The sequence below is a fragment of the Pseudomonas sp. PDM02 genome (genome assembly GCF_014852285.1).
In the GTDB taxonomy this organism is placed as follows: domain Bacteria; phylum Pseudomonadota; class Gammaproteobacteria; order Pseudomonadales; family Pseudomonadaceae; genus Aquipseudomonas; species Aquipseudomonas migulae.
Map to the genome: position 1 here is coordinate 437,850 of NZ_JACVBL010000002.1, position 12,637 is coordinate 450,486.

A 12,637-nucleotide genomic window follows, 5' to 3' on the forward strand; every position below is an offset into this window, starting at 1 on the left:
CGGCGCGGGCGCGTTAGGATGGCGCGAAGTCGAGGTTGCAAGTAACCAAAAGGAGCCTCGGATCGGACTAGCAGTAAACGAGGATTGTCATGACTGATTTTGCCAACGCCATTCCGACCGCCGTTGATATCGTTCGGCGCGAAAAGTGCTACGAGGGCTTTTACAAGCTCGATCGCGTGCACTTGCGCCACGAGTTGTTCGCCGGTGGCATGAGCCGCGAAATCAATCGTGAAGTGTTTGTTCGCCACGATGCGGTCTGCGTGTTGCCCTACGACCCGCAGCGCGATGAAGTGGTGTTGATCGAGCAGTTTCGCGTCGGCGCCATGGGCAAGACCGACAATCCCTGGCTGATTGAACTGGTCGCTGGTCTGATCGACAAGGATGAAGTGCCGGAAGAAGTTGCTCACCGCGAAGCGCAGGAGGAAGCTGGGCTTGTATTCGGGGCGCTCTGGCCGATGACCAAGTATTTTCCATCGCCGGGTGGCAGCAATGAATTCGTGCATTTGTTCCTGGGGCGTTGCGAGACAACCGGGGTCGGCGGCCTGCATGGGCTGGAGGAAGAAGCTGAAGATATCCGCGTCACGGTCTGGGCGTTCGAGGATGCCCTGCAAGCCGTACGCGACGGACGAATTGCCAACGCGGCCAGCATCATTGCCTTGCAATGGTTAGCTTTGAACTGCGCTGAAGTGAGGGGGTTATGGTCGTAAACAAGTTGCGCGATCGCTACCGGGTGGACCTCGTGGGGCTGCAAGCCTCTTGCGAGGCCAACTACGCGCGCCTGATGCGACTGCTGCCGGACATGCGCAACGAGCCGGCGGCGCGGCGCATTGCCGTGACCCACGGCGAGCAGATGCTCGGCGTGCTGGCCCTTGAAGTGCTGCAGGTCTGTCCATACACCACGACCCTGCAAGTGCGTCAGGAACACAGTCTGCCGTGGCTGCCGGTACCGCAACTGGAAGTGCAGGTCTATCACGACGCCTGCATGGCCGAAGTGGTCAGCGCCGAACATGCGCGACGCTTTCGCGGGATCTATCCTTACCCGAACGCCTCGATGCACCAGCCGGACGAAAAGGCCCAGCTGAACATGTTCCTGGGTGAATGGCTGAGCCATTGCCTGGCGTGTGGGCACGAATACGCCGTTGTGCGTTGAGCTCGCTAGATGTGAACTGCGTCAGCTTCTCGGATTTCCTCTTTCGTTCGTCCCCCAGCATAATCGCGGCATTCCACTTATCCCGTGTTTAGCCCAGGGAGAACGCCTTGCCGAGCGTATCCACTTTGACCCCCGCCGATTCGGCGTTGCTGGTGCAACTGTCCGACAGCCATCTGTTTGCCGAAGCGGACGGCACGTTGCTGGGCATGAATACGCGCGACAGCCTGCAAAAGGTCATCGAGCTGGTCAGGCAGCAACAGCCGCAGATCGATCTGATCATTGCCAGCGGCGATCTTTCCCAGGACGGGACGCTGGAGTCGTATCAGCAGTTTCGCGACCTGACCCGGCAACTCGATGCGCCGGCGCGCTGGATTCCCGGCAATCACGACGAACCGCAGATCATGGCCGCAGCCGCCGTGCACAGCGCGCTGCTGGAACCAGTGGTGGATGTCGGCAACTGGCGCGTCACGTTGCTCGACTCGGCGGTGCCGGGGTCGGTGCCCGGGTATTTGCAGGATGAACAATTGCAGTTGCTGGCGCGCTCGCTGAGCGAGGCACCGGAGCGCCATCATCTGGTGTGCTTCCACCATCATCCGGTGTCGATCGGGTGTGCGTGGATGGAGCCGATCGGGTTGCGCAATCCCGAAGCACTGTTCGCCGTGCTGGACCGGTTCCCGCAAGTACGTGCCGTGCTTTGGGGGCACGTGCATCAGGAAATCGATCAAGTGCGTAACGGCGTACGCCTGATTGCATCGCCATCAACCTGTATTCAGTTCGAGCCGGGCAGTGAGGATTTCAAGGTTGGCGAGCAGGCGCCAGGGTATCGGTGGTTGCGGCTGTTGCCCGATGGTCGGCTCGAAACCGGCGTAGAGCGCGTGACCGGGTTCGACTTTCAGGTCGACTACGGTTCCAACGGCTACTGAATATCTGCTGTGCTGCCATCGCCAGCAGGCTGGCTCCCACAATGAATCCGCGTCGTGCACAAATCCCTGTGGGAGCCAGCCTGCTGGCGATGGCGGCCGCTCAGACGACATGAATTCCACGGATATCCCCGATTCCCCCGACACCCTGTAAACTCCGCCTTCTTTACCCGACGCACAGGGAGTTCAAATGTCCGGTTCGATCCTTTATATCCACGGTTTCAACAGTGCGCCTTCGTCAAAAAAGGCCACTCAGTTGATCGAAGTGATGGAGCGTCTGGGCTTGAGCGATCAACTGCGCGTTCCGGCCCTGCATCACCATCCGCGCGAGGCCATCGGTCAGCTTGAGCAGGCGATTCTGGAGCTTGGGCGGCCACTGCTGGTCGGCAGCTCACTCGGCGGCTACTATGCGACTCACCTGGCCGAGCGCCATGGCTTGAAAGCCCTGTTGATCAACCCCGCCGTCAGTCCGCACCGGATGTTCGACGGGTATCTGGGGACGCAGAAAAACCTGTATACCGATGAGGCCTGGGAATTGACCCACGACCATGTGACGGCCCTGGCCGAGCTGGAAGTGCCGGCGCCCCAGGACCCGCAGCGGTATCAGGTGTGGTTGCAGACGGGCGACGAAACGCTGGATTATCGCCTCGCCCAGCAGTATTACCGGGCCTGTGCCTTGCGCATTCAGGCCGGCGGCGACCATAGTTTCCAGGGTTTTGCCGGGCAATTGCCGGCAATGCTGAGTTTTGCCGGCATCGGCGCAGATTTGTATCAGGCGATTGATTTCACTGCACTGTGAGTCATCGCCTCTATTTAATAGAACATTTGACGACGAGACCCCATGGCCACTCCCAGCGCTAGCTCTTATAACGCAGACGCCATCGAAGTCCTCTCGGGCCTCGACCCGGTGCGCAAACGCCCCGGCATGTACACCGACACCAGTCGGCCGAACCACCTCGCCCAGGAAGTCATCGACAACAGCGTCGACGAAGCCTTGGCCGGGCATGCGACGTCGGTGCAGGTCATCCTGCACGCCGATCACTCCCTGGAAGTCAGCGATGACGGCCGTGGCATGCCGGTGGACATTCACCCGGAAGAAGGTGTGTCGGGCGTCGAACTGATCCTCACCAAGCTTCATGCGGGCGGCAAGTTTTCCAACAAGAACTACCAGTTCTCCGGCGGTTTGCACGGGGTGGGTATTTCGGTGGTCAACGCCTTGTCGACCGAAGTCCGGGTGCGCGTGAAGCGCGACGGCAACGAATACCAGATGACCTTCGCCGACGGTTACAAGAAGACCGAGCTGGAAGTGGTCGGCACCGTTGGCAAGCGCAACACCGGCACCAGCGTGTTCTTCGCGCCAGACCCGAAGTACTTCGACTCACCGAAATTCTCCATCAGCCGCCTCAAGCACGTGCTCAAGGCCAAGGCCGTTCTGTGCCCGGGGCTGCTGGTCAGTTTTGAAGACAAGGCCACCGGCGAGAAAGTCGAATGGCATTACGAAGACGGCCTGCGCTCCTACCTGGTGGACGCGGTCAGCGAATTCGAGCGCCTGCCGGACGAGCCGTTCTGCGGCAGCCTGGCCGGTAACAAAGAAGCGGTCGACTGGGCGCTGCTGTGGTTGCCGGAAGGTGGCGACAGCGTGCAGGAAAGCTACGTCAACCTGATCCCGACGGCCCAGGGCGGTACGCACGTCAACGGTTTGCGTCAGGGCCTGCTCGATGCCATGCGCGAGTTCTGCGAATTCCGCAGCCTGCTGCCACGCGGCGTGAAGCTGGCGCCGGAAGACGTCTGGGAACGCATCGCCTTCGTCCTGTCGATGAAAATGCAGGAGCCGCAATTCTCCGGCCAGACCAAAGAGCGTCTGTCGTCCCGCGAAGCGGCGGCGTTCGTCTCCGGCGTGGTCAAGGACGCGTTCAGCCTGTGGCTCAACGCTCACCCGGAAACCGGCATGCTCCTGGCGGAGCTGGCGATCAACAACGCCGGCCGTCGTCTGAAGGCCAGCAAGAAGGTCGAGCGCAAGCGCATTACCCAAGGCCCGGCACTGCCAGGCAAGCTCGCCGACTGCGCCGGGCAGGACCCGATGCGTTCCGAGCTGTTCCTGGTGGAAGGTGACTCCGCCGGCGGTTCCGCCAAGCAAGCGCGGGACAAAGAGTTTCAAGCGATCCTGCCGTTGCGCGGCAAGATCCTGAACACCTGGGAAGTCGACGGCAGCGAAGTGTTGGCCAGCCAGGAAGTGCACAACATCGCCGTGGCCATCGGTGTCGATCCGGGCGCGGCGGACATGAGCCAACTGCGTTACGGCAAGATCTGCATCCTCGCCGACGCCGACTCCGACGGTCTGCACATCGCCACGCTGCTGTGCGCGCTGTTCGTCCAGCACTTCCGCCCGTTGGTGGATGCCGGTCACGTCTACGTCGCGATGCCGCCGCTGTATCGAATCGATTTGGGCAAAGAAATCTACTACGCCCTCGACGAAGCTGAGCGTGACGGCATTCTCGATCGCCTGGTGGCCGAGAAGAAACGCGGCAAACCGCAGGTCACCCGATTCAAAGGTCTGGGTGAAATGAACCCGCCGCAACTGCGCGAAACCACCATGGACCCGAACACCCGACGTCTGGTGCAACTGACCCTGGAAGATTTCGAAGCGACCTCGGAAATGATGGACATGTTGCTGGCGAAGAAACGCGCCGGTGATCGTAAATCCTGGCTGGAATCCAAAGGCAACCTGGCCGAGGTTCTTGGCTGATGCGGGTTGGCTTTGCCCTGGCGTGTGCGTTACTTCTGACCTCGGCTTCGGCGTTTGCCGAGCCGGCACCAGAGTTGCGCCTGTTGTCCGAGCATCCCGTGGAGGGCATGCGCGGCGGCAACCTGTCGGGGCTGGCCCAGTGTGGCAAGAATCTGTGGGCGGTTTCCGATCGCGACGACGATCAGATCTACCGGCTCGAAACCGGCGACACGGTCTGGCAGGCTGAAACCGTGCGCATCGGTGTACCGCCGGTGCCGGACAGCGATTTGCCGTGGGGTTTGCGTTCGCGAACCTGGGTGGCGTCGTTCGCGCGCGGCGGGGACCTGGATTTCGAAGGCATCACCTGCGACAGCGCCGGCAATCGCTACATCGTCAGCGAGTCCCATGCGGCGATTCTGCAAGTGCCGCCCGTTGGGCCGACGTCCTGGCTGAAGATTTCGCCGATGCTGGTTCGCGAGGCGCGGGCCAGCGGCATGTTGTTGCACTTCAATGCATTGTTCGAGGGCCTGGCGATCAATCCGGAGGGCGACCAGTTATGGTTGGCCGCCGAGCGTGAGCGCCGAGGTCTGCTGTTGATCAAGCGCCAGCAAACGGTCTGGGATTGCGACGGCGGCTGCGTGCTGCTGAGCGAAGCCGGGATGGAAATGCAGCCGGCGAAATTTCCCAAGGCCAGAGCCGTGTCGCGGGATTTCGCCGATCTGTCGTTGTTCAACGGCAAGCTGTTCACCCTTGAGCGCAACGCGTTCGAGATTTGTCGCCGTGACGCGGTGACGGCCAAAGTCGAGCGTTGCTGGTCGTTTGCCGACGAGGCATTGCAGGAGAACCGTCGTTATCCACAGGGCTATGGCCTGACGGAAGCGCTGATCGTCGACGCCGATGGCGCCTGGGTCGGCATTGATAACAACGACGGTGCCCGTGCTGATGGCGAGTATCGCCCGGTCGTCTGGCGCTTTGCCGCGCCGGAAGGTGGCTGGAGTGCCAAGCCATGACGCCGCAAACACCTGGAAAACGCGCCGGTCGGGTGTTCATGGTGCTGGCCTGGTGCGCAGCGCTATTTCTGGCGACACGGTTTTTCGGCCAATGGGAGGAGCGTCAGCAAAATCCCAACGTCGTCGTCAGCTCGGAACAGGGCGAAGGTTTTATCGAAGTGAAACTGGCCAGCAACACCCAGGGGCACTTCGTCGCCAGCGGCCAGATCAACGGTCAGTCGGTGGATTTCATGCTGGATACCGGGGCGACCGATGTGGCGATCCCGGCAGAAATGGCCGAACGGCTGAAACTTGAACAAGGCTTCGGGGTGACCCTGAGCACCGCCAACGGTCGCACCGAGGGTTATCGAACCCGTGTCGACCGGCTGCAACTGGGCGACATTGTGCTGCGTGATGTGCGCGCCATCGTCGTGCCAGGCCTGGATGGCAAGCAAGTGCTGCTCGGTATGAGCGCGCTGAACAAACTTGAATTTACCCAGCGCGGTGGCACCATGCTGCTGCGCCAGACAACGAACCGATGAGGCCCGCATGAGCGACTCCCTTGATCTCAGCCTGGACGGTGTAGAGCGCCGGTCACTGGCTGACTTCACCGAAAATGCCTACCTCAACTACTCCATGTACGTGATCATGGACCGTGCCTTGCCGCATATCGGCGACGGCCTGAAACCGGTACAGCGCCGCATCGTCTACGCGATGAGCGAGTTGGGGCTGGACGCCGATTCCAAGCACAAGAAGTCGGCGCGTACCGTCGGTGACGTGCTCGGTAAATTCCACCCGCACGGCGATTCGGCCTGCTACGAAGCCATGGTCCTGATGGCCCAGCCGTTCAGCTACCGCTACACGCTGGTCGACGGCCAGGGTAACTGGGGTGCGCCGGATGATCCCAAGTCCTTCGCCGCCATGCGATACACCGAAGCGCGGTTGTCGCGTTATTCCGAAGTGCTGCTCAGCGAACTGGGCCAGGGCACTGCGGACTGGGGGCCGAACTTCGACGGTACACTCGACGAGCCGTTGGTGTTGCCGGCACGTTTGCCGAACATCCTGCTCAACGGCACCACCGGCATTGCCGTGGGCATGGCCACCGACGTTCCGCCGCACAACCTGCGCGAAGTCGCGACCGCCTGCGTGCGTTTGCTCGATGAGCCAAAAGCCACGGTCGAACAGCTCTGCGAACACATTCAGGGCCCGGATTACCCGACCGAAGCGGAAATCATCACCCCGCGCGCCGACCTGCTGAAAATGTACGAAACCGGCAAGGGCTCGGTGCGCATGCGCGCCGTGTACCACATCGAAGACGGCGACATCATCGTCACCGCGCTGCCGCATCAGGTGTCTGGCGCCAAGGTGCTGGAGCAGATCGCGGCGATGATGCAGGCCAAACCGTCCAAGGCCCCGCAGATCGCTGACCTGCGCGACGAATCCGACCACGAGAACCCGTGCCGGATCGTGATCATTCCGGGCGCACGGAAAAACTTCGACCACGACGCGCTGATGCAGCACCTGTTCGCCAGCACCGAGCTGGAGTCGAGCTACCGGGTCAACATCAACATCATCGGCCTGGATGGCAAGCCGCAGCTGAAGAACCTGCGTGCGTTGCTGGTTGAATGGCTGGAGTTCCGCGTTCAAACCGTGCGTCGTCGCCTGCAATTCCGCCTCGACAAGGTTGAGCGTCGCCTGCACCTGTTGGACGGTTTGTTGATTGCCTACCTCAACCTGGATGAAGTGATCCACATCATCCGCACCGAGGAGCATCCGAAAGCCGCCCTGATCGCGCGTTTCGCCCTGAGCGAAATCCAGGCCGAGTACATTCTCGACACCCGTTTGCGTCAGTTGGCGCGACTGGAAGAAATGAAGCTGCGCTCCGAGCAGGATGAACTGCTCAAGGAACAAGCCAAGCTGCAAGCCCTGCTGGGCAGCGAAGCCAAGCTGAAAAAGCTGGTGCGCACCGAGCTGATCAAGGACGCCGAAACCTACGGCGACGACCGTCGTTCGCCAATCGTCGAGCGCGCCGAGGCCAAGGCCTTGACCGAACACGATCTGCTGCCGAACGAGAAAGTGTCCGTAGTGCTGTCGGAAAAAGGCTGGGTCCGCTCCGCCAAAGGGCACGAAATTGACGCCACCGGGCTTTCCTACAAGGCCGGGGACGGTTTCAAGGCCTTGGCGGCCGGGCGTTCCAACCAGTTTGCTGTGTTTATCGACTCCACCGGTCGCAGCTATTCGGTAGCCTCGCACACCTTGCCTTCGGCCCGTGGCCAGGGCGAACCGTTGACCGGTCGTCTGACACCGCCGCCAGGCGCGACGTTCGAATGCGTGCTGATGCCAGAAGACGATTCGCTGTACGTGATCGCCTCCGATGCCGGTTACGGTTTCGTGGTCAAGGGCGAAGACTTCCAGGCGAAGAACAAGGCGGGCAAGGCGCTGCTGAGCTTGCCGAACAACTCGAAGGTCATTCTGCCGCGTCCGGTGGCGGATCGTGAGAACAACTGGCTGGCGTCGGTGACCACCGAAGGTCGCTTGCTGATCTTCAAAATCAGCGATCTGCCACAATTAGGTAAGGGCAAAGGCAACAAGATCATCGGGATTTCCGGTGAGCGTGTGGCCAGTCGCGAAGAATATGTCACGGACATCGCTGTGCTGCCGGATGGAGCCACCTTGGTGCTGCAGGCCGGAAAACGTACCTTGTCACTGAAAGCGGACGACCTCGAACACTACAAAGGTGAGCGTGGACGTCGTGGTAACAAACTTCCACGGGGCTTCCAGAGGGTAGATGCGCTGCTCGTCGAAAACCTCAATTAACCGCGCTAGAGCGCTCGATCTACGATTTAACGCGTAGATCGACGCTTTGCCGCTGGAGTCGGAACGCATATTCACGGATGATATGGCCTTTCCAAGCGCCGGCGTGGCCGAGCGTTCTTCATATTTATTGAGTATTTTCACTGTGGTGTGCCTTGTGGCAACCACCTGGATGGGACGATGACTGCTCTGCGCCTTCCTTTTATTTTGATGCTCGCTGGCGTTCTTGGCCTGGCGGGTTGCAGCGTTCACCAACCGGTGTCGCTGTATCAGCTGGACAGCGGAAGTCCGGCTCAGCCTGCGCAAAGCGCGGGCATGGCGGTATTGCTCGGCCCGGTAACGGTTGCCGATTACCTGCAGCGTGAAACGCTGTTGCAGCGTCAGCCGGATGGCAGCCTTCAGGCCTCGACCGATGGTCGTTGGGCCGGCAGCCTTTCTTCCGACATCGATCAACTGTTGCTGCGTCAGGTAGCGGGTCATCTGGACAGTCAGCGTGTGGTGCTGGCGCCGGCGAGCGTGGGCTTCACGCCGGATGTTCAGGTACTGCTGACCATCACGCGCCTGGACTCGGGCGAGTCGCAACCGGCGATCCTCGATGCTCAATGGCGTTTGATCGACCGTCGCGGGCAAGTTCGCGATAACCGCATCGTTCATCTGCAAGAACAGCACGCGGGCGGTACGGCGGCGCAGGTTCAGGCTCAGGGTGTGTTGCTGCAGAAACTCGCCGAACAGCTGTCTATCGCGCTCAAGCCATTGGCCAATCAGCCACCGATTGCAGAAGCGCCAAAAAAACCGGCGGCCAAGCCTGTGGCTCCGGCGACAGAGCAAGAGAAACAGCCGAAGATCCCGATGGCTGCGCCGATTCGTACGGATATGGAAGTGTTCAGGTTCTAAGGCCTGGATAGATTCAGAACAAGGCCCGCATCAATGCGGGCCTTTCTGTTTCTGTCAGTTGGAATCTCCATTGCTTGTTCTGGCCCCATCGCCAGCAGGCTGGCTCCCACAGGGGGCTTGTGTCTGCCACAGATCCAATGTGGGAGCCAGCCTGCTGGCGATGGGGCCGGGGCAGGCAACAAAAAAGCCCGCAGACAATCACTTGTCTGCGGGCTTCTTCACATCCGGGCTAAGGCTTACGCCCGACGCTCATGCATCCGCGCCAACTGTCGCTCCAGCATCGACGGATAAGGCTCCATCAACCGCTCCACGCAGCACGCACCCTCAGGGCTGGCAATCGGGCGGATTCGCGCACGTTGGCGAATCAGCGCGTCGTCACTGATCTTGCGCTCCACCAGCAGCAGATTGCGGCTGTGTTGCGAAAGGGCCAGGGCGTCCTGGGCGGTTTCGGTCAGCAACAGGTCGATCTGGCTCAGACCGAACAGCTCATCACCCAAGGTCACGCCCAGCTGCAATTGCAGGGTGATGCCGCTGTCGGCGACTTCGATCTGCAACTGATGGCCCAGGGCACGCAGCAACTCGCCGCAGCAGATGGCGTTGGTCAGGTAGTCGTCGCCGCTGTCCTCGGTGTGGAACACCATCAGCGTGCTGCCATCGTTCAGGCTGTGCAGCTCGCCCTCATAGAGCGAGGCCGCCTGATCAAGGCAATCGCGATAACGTTTGAGCAGTTCTTCGAGGCGCGCCCGTGGCAGGCGGCGCAATTGATCCTGGGCGCCCAGTTGCACGGCCAGCACTGCGCTGTGTTGCGGCACGTTCGATACCGGCGCTCTGACTACTGGTTTCGCGGCTGTCGATTCGTCACGCAAATCGGCAAACGCATCGTCGTCATCTTCGTCTTCGACGGTGCTGACGATGTGCCGTGGCGCAGGTTTGAGGCTGGCGACAGGCTTGGTCTCGTCGAAACTCGGGTCGCGCAGGTTGCGCACTTCGAAGGACGGCTCGGCGTCATCGTCGTAATCGACGTCGTCGAACTCAGGTTCTGGTGCGGGCTCCGGCTCGGACGGTTCCGGCGCGAAGTTGGCGTGCAGCTGGCGAGCCAGGTCGCCGATTTCATCCTGGCGGTCGGTGGCCGGGGTGTATTCGTCGATGTTGCGCAGCCACACGCGCAATTGCAGCAGCGGCGTGGAGATGTGCCGACCCAGGCGCAGGCTCAAGGCCAGGGACAGTGCCAACAGAATCGCACTCAAGATACCCATGCTTTGCAGGCTGATGGTCATCGGCTGCTGGAATTGATCCATGTCCAGGCTGATGCGCAGTTGCCCGGCGGTCACGTCCTGGAAGGTGATCTTGCTCTGGTACATGCCCTCGGCTTCGCCCAGCAGGCCGTGCTTGGGGCGCTGACCGGCTTCGGCGAGGATGCGGTTGTCCACGCTATAAATGGCGGCGTGGGCCACCAGCTTGTTCTTGGTCAGGTTGTTGAGCAGCACGTTGAGGCTGAGGATGTCGTTGGACACCAACAGCTCCGTGGCGGACGTGGCGGTCTGCGTGGTCAGGCTTTCGCCCAGCGCATCTGCCTGCTCGTGCATGGCCTGCTTGAACTGCAAACCCATCACACAGGCGTAGATCACCAGGGCCAGAGCGACCAGGATCACGTTATGGCTGGCGATGCGCAATGCAATCGGTACACGGCGGTGGCGCAGTGCACGGAAGATCAGCAGAAAGAAGTTATCGGTTTTAACTGGCGTGGGCCGGTTCACTTGAGCTCGGCTCTTTTGTCCGTGAAGTTGACGCGCAGTATAGCGACAGGCCCTAGACCGGCAAAGCGCTCACGGTGCCCGATGGTCACTGAAAGTGGGTAGAATGCGGTTTTTTTCCACCTGCGGGGGTGCGCCTTGCGCGAAATCGTCCTGATAAACATCACTGGTGAGGACCGTCCGGGTCTGACCGCGGCCATTACCGGCGTTCTGGCCCAGGGTGGTGTGAACATTCTCGACATTGGTCAGGCGGTGATCCACGACACCTTGTCGTTCGGCATCCTGGTTGAAATTCCTGACACCGAGCAAGGCAAGTCGGTGCTCAAGGACATCCTGTTCAAGGGCTATGAGCTTGACCAACAGGTGCGTTTCACGCCGGTGTCCGAAGAGGATTACCAGCAATGGGTCGGCAATCAGGGCAAAAAACGCCACATCGTGACGCTATTGACCCGCAAAGTGACTGCCGGGCAATTGCAGGCCGTGAGTTCGATCACCGCCAAATATGGCCTGAACATCGACCACATCGATCGCCTGTCCGGGCGCATGCCGCTGGATACCCCGGCCGATAAAGGCAAGGGCTGCATCGAGTTTTCCGTGCGTGGCGAAGCGGCGGATCCGCAAGCGCTGCGAGCGGAATTCCTCAGCGTCGCCCAGGAATTGAACGTCGACATCGCCTTCCAGGAAGATTCGCTGTTCCGCCGCAACCGTCGTCTGGCGGTGTTTGACATGGACTCGACGCTGATCGAGGCCGAAGTTATCGACGAACTGGCCAAGGCGGCCGGTGTGGGCGATCAGGTTTCGGAGATTACCGAGCGGGCGATGGCCGGCGAGCTGGATTTCCGTGCCAGCTTCAAGGAACGCCTGGCGTTGCTCAAAGGGCTGGATGTCAGCGTGCTGGATTCGATCGGTGCCTCGCTGCGCCTGACCGAAGGCGCCGAAACACTGTTCGCCGAACTCAAGCGTCTGGGCTACAAGACCGCGATTCTGTCGGGCGGCTTCACCTACTTCGCCAAGCAATTGCAGGCCAAGCTGGGCATCGACTACGTGTTCGCCAACGAGCTGGAAGTGGTCGATGGCAAGGTCACTGGCGTGGCGGTCGAGCCGATTGTCGATGCGCAGCGCAAGGCGGATCTGCTGAAGGAGCTGGCGCACAAGGAAGGCTTGCGTCTGGAGCAGACCATTGCGGTCGGCGACGGCGCCAACGATTTGCCGATGCTGGCGATTGCCGGGCTGGGCGTGGCATTCCGCGCCAAGCCGTTGGTCAAACAGTCGGCGAAGCAGGCGATCTCCACGTTGGGGCTGGATGGCGTGCTGTATCTGCTGGGCTTTCGGGATCGTGATGGGCAGCTCTGAGTCTTGTATTGACTGATAGGGCCTCTTCGCGGGCAAGC

Annotated in this window: 11 protein-coding genes; 10 read left to right on the forward strand and 1 reads right to left on the reverse strand. The window is 61.0% G+C overall.

The genetic code is table 11. The features are described 5' to 3' along the window. Window positions 1–89 precede the first annotated feature (89 nt). From IB245_RS05465 to IB245_RS05505, 9 genes are all read left to right on the forward strand, one after another. The gene (locus IB245_RS05465) at window positions 90–707 is read left to right on the forward strand and encodes an NUDIX domain-containing protein (RefSeq protein WP_192226912.1); all 618 of its coding nucleotides are present in this window, start codon (window positions 90–92) and stop codon (window positions 705–707) included. Further along, window positions 698–1,150 carry a DUF1249 domain-containing protein gene (locus tag IB245_RS05470; protein WP_008027902.1) on the forward strand — a complete coding sequence of 151 codons (453 nt, stop codon included), beginning with the start codon at window positions 698–700 and terminating at the stop codon, window positions 1,148–1,150. Before IB245_RS05465 ends, IB245_RS05470 begins: the two co-directional genes overlap by 10 nt. A gap of 107 nt (window positions 1,151–1,257) precedes the next feature. Beyond that, the gene (gene cpdA / locus IB245_RS05475) at window positions 1,258–2,073 is read left to right on the forward strand and encodes a 3',5'-cyclic-AMP phosphodiesterase (protein WP_192226913.1); all 816 of its coding nucleotides are present in this window, start codon (window positions 1,258–1,260) and stop codon (window positions 2,071–2,073) included. Window positions 2,074–2,260: 187 nt separating this feature from the next. Next, window positions 2,261–2,869 carry a YqiA/YcfP family alpha/beta fold hydrolase gene (locus tag IB245_RS05480; RefSeq protein ID WP_192226914.1) on the forward strand — a complete coding sequence of 203 codons (609 nt, stop codon included), beginning with the start codon at window positions 2,261–2,263 and terminating at the stop codon, window positions 2,867–2,869. A gap of 42 nt (window positions 2,870–2,911) precedes the next feature. Beyond that, the gene (gene parE / locus IB245_RS05485) at window positions 2,912–4,816 is read left to right on the forward strand and encodes a DNA topoisomerase IV subunit B (protein ID WP_008027908.1); all 1,905 of its coding nucleotides are present in this window, start codon (window positions 2,912–2,914) and stop codon (window positions 4,814–4,816) included. Next, a complete protein-coding gene (locus IB245_RS05490) occupies window positions 4,816–5,805 on the forward strand; it encodes an esterase-like activity of phytase family protein (RefSeq protein ID WP_008027910.1) in 990 nt (329 codons plus the stop codon). Before parE ends, IB245_RS05490 begins: the two co-directional genes overlap by 1 nt. Continuing rightward, complete coding sequence (locus tag IB245_RS05495; protein ID WP_008027912.1) at window positions 5,802–6,326, forward strand: TIGR02281 family clan AA aspartic protease; 525 nt, start codon at window positions 5,802–5,804, stop codon at window positions 6,324–6,326. Before IB245_RS05490 ends, IB245_RS05495 begins: the two co-directional genes overlap by 4 nt. Before the next feature lie 7 nt (window positions 6,327–6,333). Further along, window positions 6,334–8,601, forward strand: a complete 2,268-nt coding sequence (gene parC, locus IB245_RS05500) for a DNA topoisomerase IV subunit A (protein WP_008027914.1) — start codon at window positions 6,334–6,336, stop codon at window positions 8,599–8,601. Between the two features lie 177 nt (window positions 8,602–8,778). Beyond that, window positions 8,779–9,492: a membrane integrity-associated transporter subunit PqiC gene (locus IB245_RS05505; RefSeq protein WP_008027916.1), complete on the forward strand. Its 714-nt coding sequence runs from the start codon at window positions 8,779–8,781 to the stop codon at window positions 9,490–9,492. Between the two features lie 236 nt (window positions 9,493–9,728). On the opposite strand, the gene IB245_RS05510 is transcribed toward IB245_RS05505, so the two are convergent. Continuing rightward, a complete protein-coding gene (locus IB245_RS05510; protein ID WP_192226915.1) occupies window positions 9,729–11,249 on the reverse strand; it encodes an AhpA/YtjB family protein in 1,521 nt (506 codons plus the stop codon). Window positions 11,250–11,384: 135 nt separating this feature from the next. Between IB245_RS05510 and serB the strand changes: the two genes are divergently transcribed. Next, window positions 11,385–12,599 carry a phosphoserine phosphatase SerB gene (gene serB, locus IB245_RS05515; RefSeq protein ID WP_008027919.1) on the forward strand — a complete coding sequence of 405 codons (1,215 nt, stop codon included), beginning with the start codon at window positions 11,385–11,387 and terminating at the stop codon, window positions 12,597–12,599. The last annotated feature ends 38 nt before the right edge of the window (window positions 12,600–12,637 follow it).

What these genes read in the sequence shown, in the direction of transcription:
- IB245_RS05505 (WP_008027916.1), top strand. Translation starts at nt 8,779, where the DNA reads ATGACTGCTCTGCGCCTTCCTTTTATTTTGATGCTCGCTGGCGTTCTT.
- parE (WP_008027908.1), top strand. Translation starts at nt 2,912, where the DNA reads ATGGCCACTCCCAGCGCTAGCTCTTATAACGCAGACGCCATCGAAGTC.
- IB245_RS05470 (WP_008027902.1), top strand. Translation starts at nt 698, where the DNA reads ATGGTCGTAAACAAGTTGCGCGATCGCTACCGGGTGGACCTCGTGGGG.
- IB245_RS05490 (WP_008027910.1), top strand. Translation starts at nt 4,816, where the DNA reads ATGCGGGTTGGCTTTGCCCTGGCGTGTGCGTTACTTCTGACCTCGGCT.
- parC (WP_008027914.1), top strand. Translation starts at nt 6,334, where the DNA reads ATGAGCGACTCCCTTGATCTCAGCCTGGACGGTGTAGAGCGCCGGTCA.
- IB245_RS05480 (WP_192226914.1), top strand. Translation starts at nt 2,261, where the DNA reads ATGTCCGGTTCGATCCTTTATATCCACGGTTTCAACAGTGCGCCTTCG.
- IB245_RS05495 (WP_008027912.1), top strand. Translation starts at nt 5,802, where the DNA reads ATGACGCCGCAAACACCTGGAAAACGCGCCGGTCGGGTGTTCATGGTG.
- IB245_RS05465 (WP_192226912.1), top strand. Translation starts at nt 90, where the DNA reads ATGACTGATTTTGCCAACGCCATTCCGACCGCCGTTGATATCGTTCGG.